The 21,859-nt window shown below is 65.9% G+C and carries 21 protein-coding genes, 1 tRNA gene and 1 other RNA gene; 12 read left to right on the top strand and 11 right to left on the bottom strand.

What is annotated here, in order from left to right; all coding sequences use genetic code 11:
- Positions 1-12 precede the first annotated feature (12 nt).
- From fabF to aceE, 6 genes are all read right to left on the bottom strand, one after another.
- A complete protein-coding gene (fabF, locus tag AC5RU7_RS00590) occupies positions 13-1,248 on the bottom strand; it encodes a beta-ketoacyl-ACP synthase II (RefSeq protein ID WP_494050671.1) in 1,236 nt (411 codons plus the stop codon).
- A gap of 155 nt (positions 1,249-1,403) precedes the next feature.
- On the bottom strand, positions 1,404-1,649 hold the full coding sequence (locus AC5RU7_RS00585; RefSeq protein ID WP_426996092.1) for an acyl carrier protein: 246 nt from the start codon (positions 1,647-1,649) through the stop codon (positions 1,404-1,406).
- 79 nt (positions 1,650-1,728) lie between these two features.
- Complete coding sequence (locus AC5RU7_RS00580; protein ID WP_494050670.1) at positions 1,729-2,790, bottom strand: beta-ketoacyl-ACP synthase III; 1,062 nt, start codon at positions 2,788-2,790, stop codon at positions 1,729-1,731.
- On the bottom strand, positions 2,787-3,716 hold the full coding sequence (locus tag AC5RU7_RS00575) for an ACP S-malonyltransferase (RefSeq protein ID WP_494050669.1): 930 nt from the start codon (positions 3,714-3,716) through the stop codon (positions 2,787-2,789). Before AC5RU7_RS00575 ends, AC5RU7_RS00580 begins: the two co-directional genes overlap by 4 nt.
- Before the next feature lie 88 nt (positions 3,717-3,804).
- Positions 3,805-5,049, bottom strand: coding sequence for a PucR family transcriptional regulator (locus AC5RU7_RS00570; protein ID WP_494050668.1), 1,245 nt, complete (start codon positions 5,047-5,049; stop codon positions 3,805-3,807).
- A 161-nt stretch (positions 5,050-5,210) separates the two neighbouring features.
- Positions 5,211-7,952, bottom strand: coding sequence for a pyruvate dehydrogenase (acetyl-transferring), homodimeric type (gene aceE, locus AC5RU7_RS00565; protein ID WP_494050667.1), 2,742 nt, complete (start codon positions 7,950-7,952; stop codon positions 5,211-5,213).
- A gap of 426 nt (positions 7,953-8,378) precedes the next feature.
- On the opposite strand from aceE, the gene AC5RU7_RS00560 reads away from it, so the two are divergent.
- The 5 genes from AC5RU7_RS00560 (at position 8,379) to AC5RU7_RS00540 (ending at position 10,792) form a co-directional block, all read left to right on the top strand.
- Positions 8,379-8,798, top strand: a complete 420-nt coding sequence (locus AC5RU7_RS00560) for a DUF3052 domain-containing protein (protein ID WP_494050666.1) — start codon at positions 8,379-8,381, stop codon at positions 8,796-8,798.
- Positions 8,795-9,289, top strand: a complete 495-nt coding sequence (locus tag AC5RU7_RS00555) for a peroxiredoxin (protein WP_494050665.1) — start codon at positions 8,795-8,797, stop codon at positions 9,287-9,289. The genes AC5RU7_RS00560 and AC5RU7_RS00555 overlap by 4 nt, the downstream gene beginning before the upstream one ends.
- Positions 9,290-9,295: 6 nt before the next feature.
- On the top strand, positions 9,296-10,216 hold the full coding sequence (locus AC5RU7_RS00550) for an NAD-dependent protein deacetylase (protein ID WP_494050664.1): 921 nt from the start codon (positions 9,296-9,298) through the stop codon (positions 10,214-10,216).
- 107 nt (positions 10,217-10,323) lie between these two features.
- Positions 10,324-10,399: transfer RNA gene (locus tag AC5RU7_RS00545), tRNA-Val, on the top strand.
- Positions 10,400-10,501: 102 nt separating this feature from the next.
- Positions 10,502-10,792, top strand: a complete 291-nt coding sequence (locus AC5RU7_RS00540) for a hypothetical protein (protein ID WP_494009437.1) — start codon at positions 10,502-10,504, stop codon at positions 10,790-10,792.
- 184 nt (positions 10,793-10,976) lie between these two features.
- On the opposite strand, the gene AC5RU7_RS00535 is transcribed toward AC5RU7_RS00540, so the two are convergent.
- Positions 10,977-11,702, bottom strand: coding sequence for a FadR/GntR family transcriptional regulator (locus tag AC5RU7_RS00535; RefSeq protein ID WP_494009436.1), 726 nt, complete (start codon positions 11,700-11,702; stop codon positions 10,977-10,979).
- 191 nt (positions 11,703-11,893) lie between these two features.
- Between AC5RU7_RS00535 and gnd the strand changes: the two genes are divergently transcribed.
- Together gnd and AC5RU7_RS00525 are read left to right on the top strand one after the other, a co-directional pair.
- Complete coding sequence (gene gnd / locus AC5RU7_RS00530) at positions 11,894-13,330, top strand: NADP-dependent phosphogluconate dehydrogenase (protein WP_494050663.1); 1,437 nt, start codon at positions 11,894-11,896, stop codon at positions 13,328-13,330.
- Between the two features lie 103 nt (positions 13,331-13,433).
- Entirely contained in the window at positions 13,434-14,267 is an 834-nt protein-coding gene (locus tag AC5RU7_RS00525; RefSeq protein ID WP_494050662.1) for an oxidoreductase, read from the top strand.
- Here AC5RU7_RS00525 and epsC read toward each other — a convergent pair whose 3' ends face one another.
- The 3 genes from epsC to msrA form a co-directional block, all read right to left on the bottom strand.
- On the bottom strand, positions 14,268-14,852 hold the full coding sequence (gene epsC, locus AC5RU7_RS00520) for a serine O-acetyltransferase EpsC (RefSeq protein ID WP_009372911.1): 585 nt from the start codon (positions 14,850-14,852) through the stop codon (positions 14,268-14,270).
- Between the two features lie 39 nt (positions 14,853-14,891).
- Positions 14,892-15,827 (bottom strand): cysteine synthase A, encoded by a 936-nt coding sequence (cysK, locus tag AC5RU7_RS00515; protein ID WP_494009433.1) that lies wholly within the window; start codon positions 15,825-15,827, stop codon positions 14,892-14,894.
- A 64-nt stretch (positions 15,828-15,891) separates the two neighbouring features.
- The gene (gene msrA, locus AC5RU7_RS00510; RefSeq protein WP_494050661.1) at positions 15,892-16,416 is read right to left on the bottom strand and encodes a peptide-methionine (S)-S-oxide reductase MsrA; all 525 of its coding nucleotides are present in this window, start codon (positions 16,414-16,416) and stop codon (positions 15,892-15,894) included.
- A gap of 100 nt (positions 16,417-16,516) precedes the next feature.
- Between msrA and AC5RU7_RS00505 the strand changes: the two genes are divergently transcribed.
- Positions 16,517-17,452, top strand: coding sequence for a Nif3-like dinuclear metal center hexameric protein (locus AC5RU7_RS00505; RefSeq protein WP_494050660.1), 936 nt, complete (start codon positions 16,517-16,519; stop codon positions 17,450-17,452).
- Positions 17,453-17,538: 86 nt separating this feature from the next.
- Positions 17,539-18,276 (top strand): zinc ribbon domain-containing protein, encoded by a 738-nt coding sequence (locus AC5RU7_RS00500; protein WP_494050659.1) that lies wholly within the window; start codon positions 17,539-17,541, stop codon positions 18,274-18,276.
- A 12-nt stretch (positions 18,277-18,288) separates the two neighbouring features.
- On the opposite strand, the gene AC5RU7_RS00495 is transcribed toward AC5RU7_RS00500, so the two are convergent.
- Positions 18,289-19,053 carry a YaaA family protein gene (locus AC5RU7_RS00495; RefSeq protein WP_494050658.1) on the bottom strand — a complete coding sequence of 255 codons (765 nt, stop codon included), beginning with the start codon at positions 19,051-19,053 and terminating at the stop codon, positions 18,289-18,291.
- A gap of 56 nt (positions 19,054-19,109) precedes the next feature.
- Here AC5RU7_RS00495 and rnpB point away from each other — a divergent pair.
- The 3 genes from rnpB (at position 19,110) to AC5RU7_RS00480 (ending at position 21,810) form a co-directional block, all read left to right on the top strand.
- Positions 19,110-19,499: RNase P RNA component class A (rnpB, locus tag AC5RU7_RS00490), an RNA gene on the top strand.
- A gap of 44 nt (positions 19,500-19,543) precedes the next feature.
- Positions 19,544-20,086, top strand: coding sequence for a TspO/MBR family protein (locus tag AC5RU7_RS00485; protein WP_494050657.1), 543 nt, complete (start codon positions 19,544-19,546; stop codon positions 20,084-20,086).
- Positions 20,087-20,331: 245 nt separating this feature from the next.
- On the top strand, positions 20,332-21,810 hold the full coding sequence (locus tag AC5RU7_RS00480; protein WP_494050656.1) for a glyceraldehyde-3-phosphate dehydrogenase: 1,479 nt from the start codon (positions 20,332-20,334) through the stop codon (positions 21,808-21,810).
- The last annotated feature ends 49 nt before the right edge of the window (positions 21,811-21,859 follow it).

Below are 21,859 nucleotides of genomic sequence, written 5' to 3'. Positions count from 1 at the left end.
CCCGGGGTGGTGTCAGACGCTGCGGACGGCAACGACGGCGTTGTGGCCGCCGAAACCGAACGAGTTGCTGAGCGCCACGATGTTCCCGGCAGGCAGCTCACGCGCGGAGGTCACAACGTCGAGCGGGATCTCCGGGTCCTGGTTTTCGAGGTTGATGGTCACCGGCGCCTTGCGGTCGTAAACCGCAAGGACGGTGAGGACGGCTTCAACGGCACCGGAAGCGCCCAGCAGGTGGCCCATCTGCGACTTCGTGGCGGAGACCGCCACGTTGTCCACGTGGTTGCCCAGGGCGGCGCGCAGGGCGGTGTACTCGGGCTTGTCGCCAACTGGGGTGGAGGTGGCGTGGGCGTTGACGTGGACCACGTCCTCCGGCTGGATCCGGCCGTCGAACATCGCGGCCTTGAGTGCGCGGGTGGCGCCCAGGCCCTCGGGGTCCGGGGCGGTGATGTGGTAGGCATCGGCGGTGACGGACGTGCCGGCGAGTTCGCCGTAGATCCGTGCGCCGCGGGCCAGGGCGTGCTCCTCGGCTTCAAGGACCAGGGCGCCTGCGCCCTCGCCCATGACGAAGCCGTCACGGGCGGTGTCGTAGGGCCGTGACGCGCGCTCGGGCTCGTCGTTGCGCCGGGACAGCGCCTGCATGGAGGCGAACGCGGCCAGGGGCATCGGGTGGATGGCTGCCTCGGCGCCGCCGCACATCACCACGTCCGCCTTGCCGGAGCGGATCAGGTCCAGGCCGAGGTGCATGGCTTCGGTGCCGGAGGCGCAGGCGGACACCGGCGTGTGGGCGCCGGCCCGGGCGCCGAGGTCCAGGCTGACGGCTGCGGCAACACCGTTGGGCATCAGCATGGGAACGGTCATGGGAAGGACCCGGCGGGGGCCCTTTTCCTTCAGGGTGTCCCATGCGTCCAGCAGCGTCCATACGCCGCCGATGCCGGTGGCGAAGGCGACAGCCAGGCGGTCCTTGTCGAATTCGGTGATGCCGGAGTCTGCCCACGCCTCGCGGGCGGCGATGACGCCGAACTGGGTGGAGGGGTCCATCCGCTTGGCTTCGACGCGGCTGAGCACGTCAACGGCGGGGGTGCTGCAGCGTGCAGCAAAATGGACGGGAAGCTCGTACTTGGCAACCCAGTCATCCTCCAGGGTGCGGGCACCGGAGACCCCCTTGAGCGCGTTGCTCCACATGGTGGGAACGTCGCCGCCGATGGGCGTGGTGGCGCCCAGACCGGTAATGACTACTTTGCGTGTCATGGGATCACTCTTTCCTCGGTGGGAATCCGTCTCCGTCTCCCGGAGGGTCCCGCGTGTTGATGGCCGGCACAGGCCGGGTGGAGAAAATGCAGCAGGGCTGCCGGTCCGGTCATCCGGACCGGCAGCCCTGCCAAGCCAGACGGCGAAGCCCTGGACTAGGCCTGGGCTCCGGCGATGAAGCTGACGGCGTCGCCAACGGTCTTGAGGTTCTTGACCTCTTCGTCCGGGATGCGCACGCCGAACTTCTCTTCGGCGTTCACCACGATGGTCATCATGGAGATGGAGTCGATGTCCAGGTCCTCGGTGAAGGACTTGTCCAGCTCCACAGCCTCAGTGGCCAGGCCGGTTTCCTCGTTGACGATTTCAGCCAGGCCGGCCAGGATCTCTTCGTTGCTAGCCATTGATGGCTCCTTTTCTTGTATTGCCGGCAGGGGCTGCCGGAAATGGTTCAGGCCGCGGGTGCGGCCCCTTGGGACGTTCCTAGGGAAGGACAACTACCTGTGCGCCGAAGACCAGCCCGGCGCCGAAGCCGATCTGCAGGGCCAGCCCGCCGCTGAGCTCCGGGTTTTCCTGCAGCAGCCGGTGCGTTGCCAGCGGGATGGATGCAGCGGACGTGTTGCCGGCATCGGCAATGTCCCGTGCCACTGTAACCGTCTCCGGCAGCTTCAGCTTCTTCACCATCTCATCGATGATGCGCATGTTGGCCTGGTGCGGGATGAAGGCCACCAGGTCTTCGGCCACGACGCCTGCGGCTTCAAGGGCCTGCTGTGCCACCTTGGCCATTTCCCAGACGGCCCAGCGGAAGACGGTCTGGCCGTCCTGGCGCAGCGTGGGGTACAGTTCCTGGGCTTCCTCCAGGAGGGCCAGGTCACCGGTGGAATCTGACTGGCGGGCTGCCATGCCCAGGTCCCGGACATCCAGCATGGAGCGTGTCATGCCGATCGCGTCCCACTTGCTGCCGTCCGAGCCCCAGACCGAGGGCGCGATGCCCGGGGTCTCGGAGGGGCCGATGACGACGGCGCCTGCACCGTCGCCGAGCAGGAAGGAGATGGTGCGTTCACGGTTGTCGATGACGTCGGAGAGCTTCTCCGCGCCGACCACCAGGACGTACTTGGCCGTTCCGGACCGCACCAGGGCGTCACCCTGGGCAATGCCGTAGCAGTAGCCGGCGCATGCCGCGGAAATATCGAAGGCGGGTGCCGGCGTGGCTCCCAGGCGGTCAGCCAGGCTGGCCGCGGCGGAAGGAGTGGCGTAGGGGTGGGTCACCGTCGAAACGATGACGGCGCCGAGGTCCGAAGCCTGGATCCCGGCCTTTTCCATCGCCTCACGGGCAGCGCCCTCGGCCATGTCAATGACGCTCACATCCGCCTTGGCACGGTGGCGCGTGACGATTCCCGTCCGCTGGCGGATCCACTCGTCAGAGGAGTCGATCCACTGGCACACGTCCTCATTGGTCACGATGACGTCCGGCCGGTAGGCGCCTAGGCCGAGGATGCGCGTGTGCTCCTGGAGGGGAGCCTGTTTCAGCGTGGGAACGCTCATGCGTTGCCCTCCAGTTCTGCAAAGAGCGCCAGGGCGGCAGAGAGGTCATCGGGGGTCTTCACCGCAACGGTCTTGACGCCGGGCATGCCGCGCTTAGCTAGGCCTGCAAGGGTGCCGGCGGGAGCCAGCTCGATAACTCCGGTCACGCCGCGCTGGACCAGGGTCTCCATGCACAGGTCCCAGCGCACCGGGCGTGAAACCTGTGCGATCAGGCTTTCGACGGCGGCGGGGCCGTCGGTGACTTCACCGCCGTCGTAGTTGGACAGCAGGGGAACGGCCGGCGCCTGCGGCTTCAGCTGCGGCTCAAGGGCCTTCAGGGTGCTGACCGCAGGGGACATGTGGCTGGTGTGGAAGGCGCCCGCAACCTTGAGCGGAATGACCCGGGCCTTGGCAGGCGGGTTGTCCGCGAGGGCTTTCAGCTGCTCGAAAGTTCCCGCCGCCACGGTCTGGCCCGCGCCATTGACGTTGGCGGGAGCGGCGCCGGACGACTCGATGGCGGCCAGGACCTCGGCAGGGTCACCGCCCACCACGGCGCTCATGCCGGTGGGGGTGGCGGAGGCTGCGGCCGCCATGCTGTTGGCCCGCTCGCGGACGAACGTCATGGCTTCCTGCTCGGTCAGGACGCCGGCCAGGGCGGAGGCGGTGATTTCACCCACCGAGTGGCCGGCCAGGATGACGGGCAGCGAGTTGAGTTCGACGTCGAAGAGGGAGGCCGCAGCCACGAGGCCGGCGGCAACGATCAGGGGCTGCGCCACGGCAGTGTCCTTGATGGTTTCCTCGTCGGAGGTGGTTCCGTGAGCGATCAGGTCGATACCGGCGATGTCGCTCAGGGAGGCCAGTTGGCCTGCCACCGGGGGCAGTTCCAGCCAGGGGGCCAGGAAACCCGGGGTTTGTGAGCCCTGTCCAGGGCAGACTATTGCAAGCACGTAACCAGCTTTCCAAATTACTTCGTGATCCAGCGGTGTTTGTCCGCACCAAGCTCACGGGGTCAGGTTGTAGGAAGTCTACAACGGTTCAGGACTGGGTCCGTGACGGCTGACGTTCCGTGGCGGCTTTGGGAGGGGCCGAAAGACGGCCCACCACCAGGGCTGCCTGCAGGACAAAAGCTTCCCGCGGAAGGAGCGGATCCCAGCCCGTGACGTCGCAAACGCGCTTGAGCCTGTACCTGACCGTGTTGGCATGGACAAAGAGTTCCCGGGCCGTGGCTTCCAGCGAATGGCCCAGTTCCAGGTAGGTGCCAAGGGTTTCCACCAGGCCGTTGGATGCCGCCAGCAGGGGCCGGTAAATGTTCTTGACCAGGGAGCGGCGTGCGGCGTCGTCACCGGAGATGACGCGCTCGGGAAGCAGATCGTCTGCGGCCACGGGCCGCGGGGCGGAAGGCCATGCCTTCGCGGCGGTCAGGCCGGCAAAAGCGGACTGCGCTGAGCCGCTGGCCTCAAGCAGCGATCCCGCCTCGGGACCGTACACAACCGGGCCGGGGGCGAACATGTCGCTGAGTTTGACGTAGGCGGTTTCCCGGTCCTGGACGCCCCCCAGGATCAGGATCAGCCGGTCGCCCTGGATGCCTACCAGCGCATCCTCGGCATACCGGCCGGCCATGCGCCGCAGCTCGCTGACGTAGCTGGCGCTCGGCTCCGAGGGGGAATTGCCCACCATGACCGTGAAGCGTTCCTGCGCTTTCCAGCCCAGCGCAGCGATCCTCGACCGCAGCGCGTCGGTGTTCTCGCCCCGCAGGATGGCATCCACGATCAGGGCTTCAAGCCGGGTGTCCCACGAGCCGCGGGACTCGGCGGCGCGGGCGTAGACGTCCGCGGCGGCAAACGCCACCTCCCGCGAATAGCGCAGCACGGCTTCGCGAAGGGACGGCTGGTCAGCCTCCGGCGCGATGACGGGAACCTGGTCCTCCACCACTTCCACCACGATCCTGATCAGCTGCAGCGCTTTCTGCAGGCTGATGGAGCGCGTCAGCTCCGTGGGAGCGGTGCCGAAAACGTCGGTGAGGATCCACGACGGCGAGCTCGGCCGCTCGTACCAGGTGACGAATGCCGCAATGCCGTTCTGGGCCACCATCCCCAGCGCCGACCGTTCGTCCGAGCTCAGCCGGCTGTACCAGGGCAGCGACTTTTCCAGCTCGCGCATGGTGGTGGTGGACAGCTGCCCCACATTGGCACGCAGCTTCTTGAGGGTTTCCGACTTCTCCGGAGTGACCGCCGGCTGGGCCGGTTTGCGCTTCGCGGACGGGGTGGCAGGTGCTGGCATGCTTTGAGCATACGGGCAGCCGGGGGCAACCTCCATTTGTGAGAAGGCTACAATCCGGTTTGTCATGCATCACACGTTCGGCGGCCCCCCGCGCAACGGACGACGGCGGCCCCCGCCTTTCGGTGGGAGCCGCCGTCGCTGCTGCTGGCCGGGGGGAGAGGCTACGTCTCGCCTCCGGCGTTGCCGGTGGTTCCGGCATTCACGTTGTGCAGGCGGTACTTCTCGATGGCCTTGACCGGAGCCTGGGCATCCACTTCGCCACGGCGCGCCAGCATCTCAAGGGCGCGCACCACGATGGAGTGGGTGTCGTTCTTGAAGTAGCGGCGGGCTGCGGCGCGGGTGTCCGAGAAGCCGAAGCCGTCGGCGCCCAGGGTGGCGTATTCATTCGGAACGAACTGCCGGATCTGGTCCGGGACGGCCTTCATGTAGTCCGAGACTGCGACGACAGGGCCGGTGGCACCCTCAAGCTGCCGGGTGACGAACGGGACCCGGGCGGGCTGTTCGGGGTTGAGGAAGGCTTCCTCTTCGGCGGCGAGGCCGTCGCGGCGGAGTTCGTTCCAGGAGGTGACGGACCAGACGTCGGCGGAGACGGACCAGTCCTCGGCGAGGATCCGCTGGGCTTCGAGGGCCCAGGGGACGGAGACGCCGGAGGCCAGGAGCTGGGTCCGGGGGCCGTCGATCTTGGCGGGGGCGAGCAGGTAGATGCCCTTGAGGACGCCCTCGACGTCCAGTTCCTCGGGTTCGGCGGGCTGGACGATGGGCTCGTTGTACACGGTGAGGTAGTACATGAGGTTTTTGTCCGTGCTGTCCGGGCCGTACATCCGTTCGAGGCCGTCGCGGATGATGTGGCCCATTTCGTAGCCGTAGGCGGGGTCGTAGGTGACTACTGCCGGGTTGGTGGAGGCGAGCAGGGGGGAGTGGCCGTCGGCGTGCTGGAGGCCTTCGCCGGTGAGGGTGGTCCGTCCTGCGGTGGCGCCGATGATGAAGCCGCGGGTCATCTGGTCCGCGGCTGCCCAGAAGGCGTCGCCGGTGCGCTGGAAGCCGAACATGGAGTAGAAGACGTAGACCGGGACCAGGGGCACGCCGTGGGTGGCGTAGGCGGTGCCGGCGGCGGTGAAGGCTGCCACGGCGCCGGCTTCGTTGATGCCGGGGTGGATCAGCTGGCCTGCGGGGGATTCCTTGTAGGCCAGGACCAGGTCACGGTCCACGGACAGGTAGTTCTGGCCCTTGGGGTTGTAGATCTTCGCCGTGGGGAAGAACGCATCCATGCCGAAGGTACGTGCCTCGTCCGGGATGATCGGGGCGATGTGCTTGCCGAAGTTCTTGTCCCGCATCAGGTCCTTGAGCAGGCGGACGAATGCCATGGTGGTGGCTGCCTGCTGCTTGCCCGAGCCGCGCTTGGCCACCTCGTAGGACTTCGCCTCCGGCAACGTGATCTCGGCGTGCTTGGAGCGGCGCTCCGGCACGGACCCGCCCAGGGCGGCCCGGCGCTCCATCATGTACTGGATTTCCGGCGCATCGGTGCCCGGGTGGTAGTACGGCGGCCGGTACGGATCCTTCTCCAGCTGCTCGTCGGAGACCGGGATCCGCAGGTGGTCGCGGAACTTCTTCAGGTCATCCAGCGTGAGTTTTTTCATCTGGTGGGTGGCGTTGCGGCCTTCGAAGTGGGGTCCGAGTCCGTAGCCCTTGACGGTTTTGGCGAGGATGACGGTGGGTTTGCCCTTGAATTCGGTGGCTGCCTTGTACGCGGCGTAGACCTTGCGGTAGTCGTGGCCGCCGCGCTTGAGGTTCCAGATCTGGTCATCGGTGAGGTCGGCGACGAGGTCCTTGGTGCGGGGGTCCTTGCCGAAGAAGTGTTCGCGGACGAACCCGCCGGACTCGGCCTTGTAGGTCTGGTAGTCCCCGTCGGGGGTTTCGTTCATGATCTTCACCAGCGACCCGTCGGTGTCGCGGGTGAGCAGGTCATCCCATTCCCGGCCCCAGACGACCTTGATCACGTTCCAGCCCGCGCCGCGGAAGAACGCTTCGAGTTCCTGCATGATCTTGCCGTTGCCGCGCACCGGCCCGTCCAGGCGCTGGAGGTTGCAGTTGATCACGAAGTTCAGGTTGTCCAGGTTCTCGTTCGCGGCGAGCTGGAGCAGGCCGCGGGACTCGGGCTCGTCCATCTCGCCGTCGCCCAGGAACGCCCAGACCTGCTGGTCAGAAGTGTCTTTCAGGCCCCGGTTGTGCAGGTACCGGTTGGACTGGGCCTGGTAGATCGCGTTCATCGGCCCGATGCCCATGGAAACGGTGGGGAATTCCCAGAACTGCGGCATCAGCCGCGGGTGCGGGTAGGAGGACAGGGCATGGCCCTCGCGGGACTTTTCCTGCCGGAACCCGTCCAGGTCCTCCTCCGAGAGGCGGCCTTCCATGAACGCGCGGGCGTACATGCCCGGGGACGCGTGGCCCTGGAAGAACACCTGGTCCCCGCCGCCGGGGGCATCCTTGCCGCGGAAGAAATGGTTGAACCCGACCTCGTACAGGGTGGCCGCGCCGGCGTAGGTGGAAATGTGCCCGCCGACGGCGATGTCCGGCCGCTGCGCCCGGTGCACCATCACCGCGGCGTTCCAGCGCATGTACGCCCGGTAGCGGCGTTCGTATTCCTCGTTGCCCGGGAACGGTGCTTCCTGGTCCACCGGGATCGTGTTCACGTAATCGGTGGTGGTCACCATCGGCACCCCGACGCTCTGCGCGCCCGCGCGCTGCAGCAGGCTCCGCATGATGAATTGGGCACGCTCGGTACCCTGTTCCCTGATCAGCGCGTCCAGGGACTCAACCCACTCGGCAGTCTCTTCCGGATCACGATCAGGCAGCTGGTTAGTCAACCCGCTGAGGATATGGGAGGTATCTTCTCCTGCAGCCACGTCCAACCTCTCTTTGCGCGCATGAATCGGCGCACTCAGGCCAGGCAGGGTGACTGCCCGGCGTATATACGCCGTGTGCGACGTATCGGTTACAACAGCCCGGTCATGTGTGCCGGGCAGGGTCCTAGAGCTCCTATGTCTGCACGGAGTTACAAGGTTGTTGTCCCGCAGGCATAGTTGTCACCAGCCACTCTAGCCCTCACCGCAAGGCGATGCGTAGCCGCAGGGTGGGCACTTCAGTTGTATTTCGCCGTCATACTGGTTCTGTGACGAAAAGCCGCTGCAAAGCGGGCGGCCGCACCCATGTGACGCAGAATATGCCGCACGGCGGGGGCGGCAGCTTGAAGCGCAGGCACAAAGGGTGTTGGCTTGGGGAGTAATGGAAATCACTATGCGCACTGCATATCTAAGGCATTGGAGGAACACGTGAGCGAGGCCGACGCCGCCACTTCGGTAAATGTGGCGGAAAAATTGGGTTTCAAGAACGGGGATCTGATTCAGGAGTTCGGTTACGACGACGATGTCGATTTCGACTTGCGTGACGATATAGAGGACCTCACCGGTTCGGAGTTGCTGGACGAGGATGACCACGAGGTCGCGGACGCCGTCATCTTCTGGTGGCGCGATGGCGACGGCGACCTGGTGGACAGCCTCATGGATTCGCTGACGACGCTGAGCGAGACCGGCGTCGTCTGGCTGCTGACCCCCAAGTCCGGCCGCGACGGCTACGTCTCACCGGCGGACATCCAGGAAGCCGCGCCCACCGCCGGCCTGCACGTCACCACGTCCGCAGGTGTGTCCAAGGACTGGAGCGCCAGCCGCCTGGTGAGCAGGAAGAACAAGTGACGGCAGCGCTTGCCGCTGCCTCTGCTGCTGTCCCTGCGGTTGGCGGGACAGCCCCTGACTTTGAGCTGTCAAACCAGTATGGCGAGCCGGTCCGGCTTTCGTCGTTCCGGGGCCAGAACGTGGTCCTGGTTTTCTATCCCTTCGCCTTTTCGGGCATTTGCACCGGTGAGCTGTGCGAGATCCGGGACAACCTGGCTGTGTTCGAGGACGCGGACGCCACGGTCCTGGCAGTATCGGTTGACAGCAAGTTCAGCCTCCGGGCCTACGCTGAGCAGGAAGGATACGGATTCGACCTGCTGGCGGACTTCTGGCCCCACGGCGGCGTCGCTTCCTCCTACGGGGTTTTCGACGAGGAGACCGGAATGGCCAGGCGCGGCACGTTCATCATCGATGCGGCCGGAACAATCCGGTACACCGTGGTGAACCCGAGGGGCCAGGCAAGGGACTTCGAGGAGTACCGCGCGGCACTTGCCGGCCTGGCGGAGGCCTGAGCTGCCATGGAAGGGCAGCGGCACGGGGTAGGCCTGACGGGCTTTGCCAGCATGCCGCCTGCACCCCATGCCAGCCCCTCCGGCGAAGACCTTGAGGTCCTGGGCAGGATCCGTGACCTCCTGGGCGGAATGCGCTTCGCGCTGCTGACGGGCGCCGGGCTCAGCACTGATTCGGGCATCCCCGACTACCGGGGCCCGGGCTCGCCGCCCCGGACCCCCATGACGTATCAGGAGTTCATTCGCGATGCAGCGAACCGGCAGCGGTACTGGGCGCGGAACCACATCGGCTGGTCGCATCTCCGGCACGCGGATCCGAACCCGGGGCACTTTGCGGCCGCCCACCTCGAACGGCGGGGTTACCTCACGGGCCTGATTACGCAGAACGTGGACCGCCTGCATGAGGATGCCGGCAGTGCGAATGTCATCGACCTTCACGGCAGGTTCGACCAAGTGGTCTGCCTTGACTGCGCCCGCACCTATTCGCGGAAGCTCCTGGCCGGAATGCTGGGGGAACTCAATCCGGACTTCCTGGAGCGCGCGGCGGCCACGGGGCTTGTGGAAATGGCGCCTGATGCCGACGCCACCGTCGAGGACAGGGCGTTGATCAGCAGTTTCGTGGTCGCTGCCTGCCCGGCATGCGGCGGAACCCTGAAGCCGGATTTCGTCTATTTTGGCGAGAACGTTCCTAAGGAGCGGGTGGAGAAGGCCTACGCGATAGTGGACGAGGCCGCCGCGCTGGTGGTTGCGGGTTCCTCACTGACCGTGATGAGTGGTCTGCGGTTCGTGCGGCACGCGGCCAAGGACGGCAAACCTGTGGTGATCATCAACCGGGGCGAAACCCGCGGGGACGACAAAGCCACCATCAAGCTGGAAGCGGGCGTTTCGGAGTCGCTCACCTGGCTTGCCGGGAACCTGCCACCGCTTTGACATGCGGGCTCGTGCTTGCGGCCCCTGTGCCGATTCGCGTTTGGGGCTCCGCGTCAGGTAGAGTCTATGTTCGTTGGTTGCGGCGGAAACGCCGGATTCAGCACCTTGGGTCTTTAGCTCAGCTGGTAGAGCGCCACGTTTACACCGTGGATGTCATCGGTTCGATCCCGGTAGGACCCACCAGAAAAACCCCGTGTTTCCGGCCTTTCCAGGCCTATGGAGATGCGGGGTTTTGTCGTTGGCGGCACAGCCGGAATGTCAGACCCCCGCCGTAGCTTTTCAGTCATGGAACACGTGATAGTCCGCAGGGGCGGGGATGGAATGCCGACGGCGGTGGTCTGCCGGGGGCGGGAATGGTCCGTGGGTGCCGAGCCGGTGAGATGGTTCGAGCGGATCAATTGGTGGGAAACCCATCGGAGGATGCCAAGGGGTAGAAGCCGGGTGGATGTGGAGGTCCTGCAAGTCCAGGTGCGCTTGGGAAGCAATAGGAATTCCGCCCTGACCACCATGGTGCTGGAACGTGACGGACTCGGGGGCGGCTGGCGCCTGCGGGAGTCCCTGGCCGGCGCGGCCTAGCACCGGTCCTAAGGGAAGGGCCTGCCTGCGGGCATTGGAAAACCCTCCACCGCGACTATTGGGGGATGCCGCGGTGGAGGGTCTGAAATGAATATACCGTGAACTCCAGGAAACAAAAAGTTACTACTGAATGTGTCTGGAGCGTTACCTGGGGCCGATTACCTGGCGTTCGGGGGCAGGGCCGTCAGCGGCGGACCGGGATGAAGACGCGCGGCTGCTCGGTCCAGGTGTCCGCCATTCGGGCCATGGTCCGGCGAAGGATCCGGTCGGATCCCTCCCTCGCGGCTGCGGCGTCGCCCCTTGCGATCGCTTCCGCCACGTCCACATGCCACTGCAGGGCAGCCTCGTTGGGGTGGTCGGGCATGAGGCCATGTACCGTTCGGCCGGTAAGGGTCTCCGCCACCTGGCCCATCAAGTTGGCGAACATCTCGTTGCCGGAGCCGGAGAGCAGCAGGGAATGGAACTGGATGTCCAGGTCCAGGAAGCGCGGCACTTCGCCGCTGTGACCGGCATCGCGCATGGCATAGGCCACGTCCACCAGCTCGAGCCTTAGCGGGGCGGGCGCGTTCTGGGCGGCGAGCTCGGCCGCGGCAGGTTCAACGGCCGCCCGCAGTTCGGCGAGGGAACGAAGCTGCGCGCCGCGGGCATCACTGGCCAGCCGCCACCGGATGACCTGCGGGTCGAAGGGGTTCCAGCGGCTGGGCGGCAGGACCCTGATGCCCACCCGCTTTGTGGTTTCCACCAGCCCCAGTGATTGCAGCACGCGGACTGCTTCGCGGATGACGGACCGGGAAACCTTGAGTTCGTCTTCGAGCTGCTCGGCGAGCATGACATGGCCAGCAGGCAGCTCGCCTGCAATGATGCGGGTGCCGAGATTTTCGATGGCACGGTGGTGCAGGCTGCTGGTCATGCCGTTAAGCCTAGTGGGAACGGGCCGGGGGCCAGGCTCGAGGCGGCGGGCGGCGACAAAAAGCGTTCCATTATCGGGTTGCCCCTTTCCTGTTACCTCCAGAATATATATGCTTTATTCCGACCCTGGTCATGGCGGCGGTTTCGACGAGGCTGCCGCCATTCGTCCTGAAGCAATGAATTGGAGTTTTGATGTCTGCACACATCGGTGTCACCGGCCTTGCGGTGATGGGTGCCAACCTGGCCCGTAACCTCGCGCGGAACGGCTTCACCGTCGCCCTGCACAACAGGTCCGTGGAGAAGACCGACGCGCTGCTGGAGCGGTACGGATCCGAAGGTGACTTCATCCGCACCGAAACCCTCCAGGAACTGGTCGACTCGCTGGAGAAGCCCCGGCGCGTGCTGATCATGGTCAAGGCCGGCAAGCCGGTGGACTCGGTCATCGAACAGCTCGAGCCGCTGCTGGAACCGGGCGACATCATCATCGACGCCGGCAACTCCCACTATGAAGACACCCGGCGGCGGGAAGCAGCCCTCGCCAAGAAGGACCTGCACTTCGTGGGCGTGGGTGTCTCCGGCGGCGAGGAGGGCGCGCTCAACGGCCCGTCGATCATGCCGGGCGGCTCCAAGGAGTCCTACAAGGCCCTCGGCCCGCTGCTCGAAAAGATTTCCGCCAAGGTTGACGGCGAGCCCTGCTGCGCATGGGTGGGCACCGACGGCGCCGGCCACTTCGTTAAGATGGTCCACAACGGCATCGAATACGCGGACATGCAGGTCATCGGCGAGGCGTTCGACCTGCTGCGGTCCGGAGCCGGGATCGAGCCCGCCGAGCAGGCGAAGATCTTCTCGGAATGGAACAAGGGCGAGCTCTCCTCCTTCCTGATCGAAATCTCCGCAGAAGTCCTGGGCCACGTTGACGCCAAGACCGGCAAGCCGTTCGTCGACGTCGTGGTGGACGCTGCGGGACAGAAGGGCACCGGCCGCTGGACAGTCATCTCCGCCCTCGAGCTCGGTTCCCCGGTGTCCGGCATCGCCGAGTCCGTCTTTGCCCGTGCACTCTCCTCGCAGGCCGGCCAGCGCAAGCTGGGCCAGGAACTGCTGGAAGGCGGGGAATCCGCCGTCGAGATCCCGGAAACCTTCGTCGAGGATGTCCGCCAGGCGCTCTACGCCTCCAAGCTGGTCTCCTACGCCCAGGGCCTGGACATGCTGACTTCGGCAGCCAAGGAATACGGCTGGGACCTTAAGCTGGACGAGATCGCGTCCCTGTGGCGTGCAGGCTGCATCATCCGTGCGGAACTGCTCAAGGACATCACCAAGGCCTACGCCGCGGACGAGAAGCCGGCCAACCTGCTGTTCGCCCCGGCCTTCACCAAGGCCATCGCCGATGCCCTGCCGGCGTGGCGGCGCGTGGTTGCCACGGCAGTCCAGCTCGGAATTCCCGTCCCGGTGTTCTCCTCCTCGCTGGCCTACTACGACGGCCTCCGCCGCAAGCGCGTTGCCGCCGCCCTGATCCAGGGACAGCGCGACCTGTTCGGTGCGCACACCTACGGCCGGATCGACGCCGAAGGCACGTTCCACACCCTGTGGGGCGAGGACAAGTCCGAAATCGAAGCGGTGGACACCCACTAATACCCGCCCGCTCCGGCCACGGCCGGTGGTTCGCAGATAATCTGGGAACCACCGGCCGTTGCCGTCTCCGGAGCGTGCCGCCGCCCAGCACGGGGGAGTCCAGATGTCCCACCCAATCGCGATCGTGACCGGAGCGTCCGCAGGGATCGGCTTCGAGGCCGCCCGGAAGCTGGCCGGAAAAGGCTTTACCGTCTATGCGGGCGCCCGAAGGGTGGACAGGATGGCGCCGTTGCGGGACGCCGGCGTCGGGGTGGTTGAACTGGACGTCACGGATGATCGGTCGATGCGTGCCGCCGTCGGGCGCGTGCTTGCGGAGCGGGGACGGGTGGACGTGCTGGTGAACAACGCCGGCTATGGTTCGTACGGCGCCCTGGAGGAGGTGGACCCGGGGGAGGGGCGCCGCCAGTTCGACGTCAACGTCTTTGGGCTTGCCCGGATGACGCAGCTGGTGCTTCCCGCCATGAGGCAGGCGGGACGGGGCCGGATTATCAACGTCTCATCCATCGGCGGAAAGTTCTACGAGCCGCTGGGCGCCTGGTACCACGCAACAAAGTTCGCCGTGGAGGGCATGAGCGATTCGCTGCGCCTGGAACTGAAACCCCACGGCATCACTGTGTCCATTATCGAGCCCGCCAGCACGCGGACCGAATGGGGAGGCGTGGCCGCGGAGGGACTGAAGGCCAGCAGCGGTGCAGGGCCCTACGATGCGCAGGCGCGGGACATGGCGGCGGCACTGGCGTCCACCCACCGGCCGGCGGTGTCCACTCCGCCGGCGGTCATTGCGGAAGCCATTTTGCACGCCGCCACGTCCGCGCATCCGAAAACCCGCTATCCGGTGGGCAGGGGAGCTGGCACCATTACCGCCTTGCGGCGGGTTCTGCCGGACCGCCTCTATGACGTGGTTGTCCTGGCGGTCCTGAAGAGGGTGGGCGGATAGTCAGATCCGGTATTCGATGTCGTACTCGGCCGGGTCCACCGCCGGCTTGGTTTCCCGCTGCGCGTCGCGGTGCCGCCATTTGGCGGGAACGCCCGTGACGATTGACTCAGGCGGCGCATCCTTGACCACGACGGCGTTGGCGCCCACGGCGCTGTCCCGTCCGATGGTGATGGGTCCAAGGATCTTCGCTCCGGCGCCGATGGTGACGCGGTCGCCAATAGTGGGATGCCGCTTGATCCGCGCCAGGGAGCGGCCGCCCAGGGTCACGCCGTGGTACATCATGACGTCCTCGCCAATTTCCGCGGTCTCACCAATGACCACGCCCATGCCGTGGTCGATGAAGAACCTGCGGCCGATGGTGGCGCCGGGGTGGATCTCGATGCCGGTCGCGAACCTGCCCAGCTGGGAGATCAGCCGGGCCGGGAACCGGAGGGCCGGATTTTGCCACAGCCGGTGCGTCAGCCGGTGGATCCAGATGGCATGCAGGCCGGAGTAAGCGAAAAAGTTCTCAAAAGAACCTCGAGCCGCCGGGTCATGGGACCGGGCGGCGTCGAGGTCTTCCTTCAGTCTTGCGAAAAAGCCCACAAAGTTCTTTCTACAGGAAACGGGCGGAAAGCGGCCTGATCAGCCCCGGATGTCGTCATAGAGGACGGTGGAGATGTAACGCTCGCCGAAGTCGCATACGACGGCGACGATCAGCTTGCCCTTGTTCTCGGGCCGCTTGGCCAGCTCCAACGCTCCCCAGACGATGGCGCCGGAGGAGATGCCGCCCAGGATGCCTTCCTTGACGCCAAGTTCACGGGCAACACGCACGGAGTCCTCAAGCGTGGCATCCAGGACCTCGTCATAGACGTTGGTGTCGAGGATCTCGGGGACAAAGTTGGCGCCGATGCCCTGGATCTTGTGCGGGCCGGGCGCGCCGCCATTGAGGATGGCCGAGTCCTTGGGTTCGATGGCCACGATCTGGACGTCGGGCTTGCGCTCCTTCAGGACCTGTCCGACGCCGGTGACCGTTCCGCCGGTTCCGACGCCGGCAACGAAGATGTCCACCTTGCCGTCGGTGTCGGCCCAGATCTCTTCGGCGGTGGTGTTGCGGTGGATCTCCGGGTTGGCCTCGTTCGCGAACTGGCGTGCCCAGATGGCGTTCTCCGTGTTGGCCACGATCTCCTGTGCCTTCTCCACGGCGCCGCGCATGCCCTCGGAACCGGGGGTCAGGACGATCTCGGCACCGAAGGCGCGCAGCATGACCCGGCGCTCGGTGGACATGGTCTCGGGCATGGTGAGGACCACCTTGTAGCCGCGCGCAGCACCCACCATGGCCAGGGCGATGCCCGTGTTGCCGGAAGTACCTTCCACGATGGTGCCGCCCGGCTTCAGGGCCCCGGACTTCTCGGCGGCGTCGACGATGGCCACGCCGATGCGGTCCTTGACGCTGTTGGCAGGGTTGTAGAACTCCAGCTTCACGGCGACGGTGGCTTCCAGCCCCTCGCTGAGCCGGTTGAGCTTGACCAGCGGAGTGCCGCCAACCAACTGCGTTACATCGTCATAGATCCGTGCCATGTACATACGCCTATCTCTGAAGGGTGGATACTGAGGTCAGCCTAACGAGGCACCGTAACCCTGGCTAAGCGTTAAGCCACGCAGAGTAATATTTCCTGGCCTTGGCCAGCTTGGGGTTGATGATCACCTGGCAGTACCCCTGCTCGGGATGCTTGGCGTAAAAGTTCTGGTGGAACTCCTCTGCCACGTAAAAGCGCGGAAGCCGGCTGACCTCGGTGACGATCGGGTCCCGCCACAGCTCCTGGTTCCGTTCGATCGCCTCCTCGAACAGGATCTTTTCTTCCGTGGTCTCGTAGAACATCGACGAACGGTACTGCGTGCCGACGTCGTACCCCTGCCGGTTCAGCGTGGTGGGGTCATGGAGGGCGAAGAACATGTCAAGGATGACCTCGGCCGGAATGATGTCCTCGTCGAAGGTCACGGCCACGACCTCGGCATGGCCGGTTGCTCCGCTGCAGACGGAGTAATAGTCGGGGTGGGGGTCGTGCCCGCCGGTGTAGCCGGACACCACTGAGGTGACGCCCCTGGTCTTCTGGTAGACAGCGTCAAGGCACCAAAAGCAGCCTCCGCCCAGAACAAAAGTTTTCATGACCTCTTCAATGGTTGGCGCGCCCGGATGATTCCCCGCCCGGGCGCGGCACCCGTCACGGTACGGGGGTGGCGATGGCGGATGGGGTAAAACTAAGACTATGGAACCTGTGGACACCGACGTTACCGGCCCCGAAGACCACAACGACCGGAATCACGACGGCGACGCCCCCTCGGACACGCCGGCGGCGGCCGGTACGGAGGCTCCAAGCCTGGGCGACCTGCTGCTGGCGGTGGAGGAGCTCTGGCCCGAGTCCCTGGCCGAGGACTGGGACGAGGTGGGACTGGTGGCGGGCCACCCGTCCACTCCGGTCACCAAGGTGATGTTCGCGGTGGACCCCACGCTGGAGGTCATCGAGGAAGCCGTGGAGTGGGGCGCCGAACTCCTCATCACGCACCATCCGCTCCTCCTCAAGGGTGTTACATCGGTTGCCGCCACGACCGCCAAGGGAAGGGCAGTCCACCGGCTCATCGAGTCGGGCACGGCACTCCTGACGGTGCACACCAACGGTGATTCCGCCGTCGGAGGCGTCTCGGACGTGCTCGCAGACGCCCTCGGCCTCCAGGACGTGGCACCCCTCACGGTTGCCGCCAACGGACTGCCGGAAGAGGGGATTGGCCGGGTGGGCGAACTGGCGGATGCCATGACCCTGGGTGAGTTTGCCGCCCGGGTCTTTGAGATCCTGCCGTCCGTGGCCGGCGGCGTTCGCGTGTCCGGCGATAAGGACGGCCTGGTGCGGCGCATTGCCGTCTGCGGCGGCGCCGGTGACTCGCTGTTCAACGAAGTCCGGGCCAGCAACGCCGATGTCTACGTCACGGCCGACCTCCGCCACCACCCGGCATCCGAAGCCCGGGAGTCGGCGCTGAACGGGCGCCCGTACCTCGTGGACGTCTCGCACTTCGCCAGCGAATGGCTTTGGCTGCCGGCGGCTGCGGCCGCCCTGGGCAATGTCCTCGCGGACCAGGGCCACGACGTCGAAATCCAGGTCAGTACCACCAACAGCGATCCCTGGGACTTCATACTCACTCCGGGCTAAGCCAGCGGAGCAAGCCAGGCGCTAGAGTCGAGGAAGCGCCGGCAAGGTGCCCGGCTCCGGCCGGAAGGGAACAAGCGGAGGTAATAGTGGCGAAGGCAGCACCGGCGGAACAGTTGAAGTTGCTCGAACTGCAGGGGCTGGATGCCAGGCTTAAATCGCTCGCCAACCGTCGCCGCGAACTTGAAAACGATCCACGGATCAAGGACCTCGAAGCCGCCCTTTCGGTTGCCAACGGGGAACTTGGTGCAGCCAAGGTGGCGGTCCACGACGCAGAATCCGAATTGAAGCGTGCCGAGGCGGACGTGGAACAGGTGGCCACCCGCATCGAACGGGACGAGGCAAGGCTCAACAGCGGCACCGGCCTGTCCAAGGACCTTGTGGCCCTCCAGAAGGACATTGCCTCGCTGAACAAGCGCCGCTCCGACCTGGAGGATGTGGAACTGGAAGTCCTGGAAAGGCTGGACACCCTTCGGGCCCGCCAGGCAGCCCAGCAGGTCATCGTGGACGATATCCAGGGTTCTTTCGGCAGCATCCGGGCAGAACTGGACGAGGCCATCGCCGGAGTCGACGCGGAAGCCGCCGAGGTCCGGGCCAAGCGCGATGAATTCGCACAGGGACTCGACGCCCCACTGCTTGCCGTCTACGAGAAGACGCTGGCGAAGCGGGGCGTGGGTGCGGCCCGGCTGTTCCACGGGATGTCGGAGGCCTCGGGCATGAAGCTCAGCCCCGGCGACCTCGCCGAGGTCAAGGCAGCTTCCGCCGACGACATCGTCTTCTGCCCCGATTCCGGCGCCATCCTGGTGCGTTCGGAGGAGTGGGCCTGACCTGCCGGGCTTTCAGCCCTGGAGGATGATGTTCAGCGCGTGCGGTTTCCGGGCAGAGCCAGTAACCAGCTCCGCACCCCACTTCTCCTGCGCGGCGCCAAGGAGCTGCTCGGGGGTCGCGGGGGCCTTTCCGCGGCGCACCAGCAGGTGGCGGGCAAGCTCACCGCGTGTGTGCTTGGCAAAGTGGCTGACCACCTTGCGCACGCCGCCGGTTTCCGTGAAGACATTGACCGTGACTGTCCGGGCGGGCGGCGGGGTCCACGCGGCGGCGTAGGTGCTTGACCTGCAGTCCACCAGGAGGTGGCCCTCCACGGCCGCGGCCAGTGCGTCCGCCAGGAGTGGCTTCCAGAACGGGGCAAGCCTGCCGACGTCGGGCAGTGCCGTCCCCATCGAGAGCCGGTAGGCGGGCACGCTGTCGCCGAAACGCAGCGCTCCCCAAAGCGCTGAGATGACCAGCACCGATTCGTCGGCCTTGCGGCGCTGGGCCGGGGTGAGGCTCCGGTAGCCGAGGGCGTCGTACAGGACCCCGGAATAGATGGTGTGTGCTGGTGCCGCCGGCTCCGCGCGGAGCCGGGTGTTGCGGCGGACGTCGTCGCTCAGCGACGGCCCCACGCCCAGCAGCGCAAGGGCGTCCTCGTGTGCGCTGACGGTCCCCAGCGCCTCGAGGACTTTGGCGCGGTAGGGGTTGAGGGCGGGAAAGCCCAGGGACTGCCAGTCGACGGCGGCACCGCGGACAGCCGGCGTCTTGCCTTCGGAAGGGGGAAGCAGAATAAGCACCGTCCGATACTACCGGCGGCGGAAAGGACGCCCCGCGCCGGTAGACTGGTTGAGGATGGGACAGCCAGACGGCCGCGCGCCACGCAAGTGGCTCGAGGAACGTCCGGGCTCCACAGGGCAGGGTGGTGGGTAACGCCCACTCGGGGTAACCCGCAGGCAAGTGCCACAGAGAACAGACCGCCCGCATCCCTTGTCCCTGGACGGGGGAGAGCGGGTAAGGGTGAAACGGTGGTGTAAGAGACCACCAGCTTCCCGGGTGACCGGGAAGGCTAGGTAAACCCCACCCGGAGCAAGGCCAGACAGGACACGTTCGAGGGCTGCCCGCCCGAGTGTCCGGGTAGGCCGCTGGAGGGTACCGGCAACGGTACTCGTAGATGGATGGCCGTCGCCCCGCTTTCGGCAACGGAAGCGGGGAACAGAACCCGGCGTATCGGCTGTCCCGTCCATCAAACCGGTTTGACCTTGGAAGTTTTGTTGGTGATCCTAAACCGTGCCCGCAAATACTGATCGCCACCCGGCCAGCCAACCGGCCCGGGGCGCCGCTCCCGGCCGCGCCAGGCAGGCGCTTGCCCTGCTGGGCTTCCTTGCCCTTTCCCTGGCCGCGTGGGCGCTGGCCTCGATTCCCATCATCCTGCATTCGGCCGGCTGGTTCGCGGAGTCAGTCAAGGCGCCGTGGATGCCGCCGGGATGGATGTTCCGCTCCATGTGGATTGCGCTCTACATCGGCGTCGCCGTTGCCGCCTGGCTGGTCTGGCGCAAAGGTGCCCTGACCAGGGGGACGCTGGCCGGCTATATCGTCCAGCTGGTGCTCAACGCAGGGTGGCCGCTGACGTTCTTCGGACTGTATCCCGTCCTGGGGACCGCTGCCCTGTGGGTGGCGTTCGCCGTCATCGCCGGCCTGGCGGTGTCCCTGGTGTTCCTGATCCTGCGTTTCGGCCCTGTGAGCGCAGGTGCCGGCTTGCTGGTGCTGCCCTACTTCTCATGGGTGGTCTTTTCCGCCAGCCTCAACCTCTACTCGGCGCTGCACAACTAGCTGCCCCGTCGTGTGAGTGATTTCACGCGCCTGCAGCCTGTTGCGCACCGCGGGCCAACTTAGAATAGATACCGGACGTAGGGGTTCTTCCGCCGGGAGCTGCGTTCGCAGCCGGCGGTTTTTCTTTGCACACGATCCATGCGCCTGGGGGCCGAACCCTGCAGGCGTGGGTGCCCCTGGACATCATCCGGTGGCCGACATCCGCGTACGAGGACGTATGCGGCTGAACCGAGGAAGGTATTTCTGTGAGCCAGACGTCAGATTCTTGTCTTGATACATGGATGGGCCGGGAGGCCCTCGCCGAGGCCATGATTCCGGTGATCGGCCGGCTGTATCGCGAAAACAACGTGGTGACCAGCATCCATGGCCGGAGCCTGATCAACAAGTCCACCATGAACATCCTCAAGGCGCACCGCTTCGCGCGCCGGATGAGCAAGGACGAATTGCTCCTTGAAGAGACTGCCCCGCTGCTGAACACCCTGGCCGGGCTTGAGCTGGGCGCGGCCGCGATCGACATTGCCCGCCTGAACCAGAAATTCAAGGAAGAGGGCGACGGCGCCACCCTGGAGGAGTTCCTCCGCGCCGAGCTCGCCGAGATCGTGGGCAAGCGCGGCGCTGACGAGCGCACCAGCACCGACGTCGTGCTGTACGGCTTTGGCCGGATCGGCCGGCTCCTGGCCCGCCTCCTGATCGAAAAGGCCGGTGGCGGCCACGGCCTGCGCCTGCGTGCCATTGTGGTCCGCCGCGGTTCCGACAACGACCTGGCCAAGCGCGCCAGCCTGCTGCGCCGTGACTCCGTGCACGGCTCCTTCGAAGGCACCATCCGCGTCGACGAGGAAGCCGACACGATCACCGCCAACGGCGTCCGGATCCAAGTGATCTACTCGAACGATCCGGCCACCATTGACTACACCGCATACGGCATCAAGGACGCGCTGCTGGTCGATAACACCGGGCGTTGGCGCGACGCCGAAGGCCTGTCCCAGCACCTGCAGAGCAAGGGTGTTGCCCGGGTGCTGCTGACCGCGCCGGGCAAGGGCGAGCTGAAGAACATCGTCCACGGCATCAACCACGGCACCATCGAGGACACCGACCAGATCGTGTCAGCGGCGTCCTGCACCACCAACGCCATCACCCCGGTCCTGAAGGCCCTCAACGACAAGTTCGGCGTGGTCCACGGCCACGTGGAAACCGTGCACTCCTTCACCAACGACCAGAACCTGATCGACAACTTCCACAAGGGCGACCGGCGCGGCCGCTCCGCGGCGCTGAACATGGTGATCACCGAGACCGGTGCCGCCAAAGCAGTTGCCAAGGCACTGCCGGAACTGCTGGGCAAGCTCACGGGCAGCTCCATCCGCGTTCCCACGCCGGACGTATCGCTGGCCATCCTGAACCTCACCCTGGAGAACGGGACCACCAAGGACGAGGTGAACAACTACCTCCGCGAAATGTCGCTGCACTCGGACCTGCGCAAGCAGATCGACTACATCGATTCCCCCGAGGTGGTCTCCACCGACTTCGTCGGTTCCCGCCGCGCCGGGATCGTGGACGGCCTGGCCACCGTCTCCACTGACAAGAACCTCGTAGTCTACGTCTGGTACGACAACGAATTCGGCTACAGCTGCCAGGTGGTCCGCGTGATGGAGGAGATGGCCGGCGTCAACCCGCCGTCCTACCCCGCCAAGGAAAGCGCCAAGGCGCTGGCGGCCATCGCCGTCTAGCCATTTGCAGGTCACGCTAATTCCCGGCTGGTTCTCTGGAATCAGCCGG

The sequence above is a fragment of the Arthrobacter sp. K410C genome, assembly GCF_059090105.1.
Note: the sequence above shows the minus strand (reverse complement) of the source record. Positions and strands in the feature narration are given on the sequence as shown.

What these genes read in the sequence shown, in the direction of transcription:
- AC5RU7_RS00540 (WP_494009437.1), top strand. Translation starts at nt 10,502, where the DNA reads ATGGAACACGTGATAGTCCGCAGGGGCGGGGATGGAATGCCGACGGCG.
- gnd (WP_494050663.1), top strand. Translation starts at nt 11,894, where the DNA reads ATGTCTGCACACATCGGTGTCACCGGCCTTGCGGTGATGGGTGCCAAC.
- AC5RU7_RS00535 (WP_494009436.1), bottom strand. Translation starts at nt 11,702, where the DNA reads ATGACCAGCAGCCTGCACCACCGTGCCATCGAAAATCTCGGCACCCGC.
- AC5RU7_RS00580 (WP_494050670.1), bottom strand. Translation starts at nt 2,790, where the DNA reads ATGAGCGTTCCCACGCTGAAACAGGCTCCCCTCCAGGAGCACACGCGC.
- AC5RU7_RS00550 (WP_494050664.1), top strand. Translation starts at nt 9,296, where the DNA reads ATGGAAGGGCAGCGGCACGGGGTAGGCCTGACGGGCTTTGCCAGCATG.
- AC5RU7_RS00585 (WP_426996092.1), bottom strand. Translation starts at nt 1,649, where the DNA reads ATGGCTAGCAACGAAGAGATCCTGGCCGGCCTGGCTGAAATCGTCAAC.
- msrA (WP_494050661.1), bottom strand. Translation starts at nt 16,416, where the DNA reads ATGAAAACTTTTGTTCTGGGCGGAGGCTGCTTTTGGTGCCTTGACGCT.
- AC5RU7_RS00570 (WP_494050668.1), bottom strand. Translation starts at nt 5,049, where the DNA reads ATGCCAGCACCTGCCACCCCGTCCGCGAAGCGCAAACCGGCCCAGCCG.
- cysK (WP_494009433.1), bottom strand. Translation starts at nt 15,827, where the DNA reads ATGGCACGGATCTATGACGATGTAACGCAGTTGGTTGGCGGCACTCCG.
- AC5RU7_RS00525 (WP_494050662.1), top strand. Translation starts at nt 13,434, where the DNA reads ATGTCCCACCCAATCGCGATCGTGACCGGAGCGTCCGCAGGGATCGGC.
- fabF (WP_494050671.1), bottom strand. Translation starts at nt 1,248, where the DNA reads ATGACACGCAAAGTAGTCATTACCGGTCTGGGCGCCACCACGCCCATC.
- AC5RU7_RS00505 (WP_494050660.1), top strand. Translation starts at nt 16,517, where the DNA reads ATGGAACCTGTGGACACCGACGTTACCGGCCCCGAAGACCACAACGAC.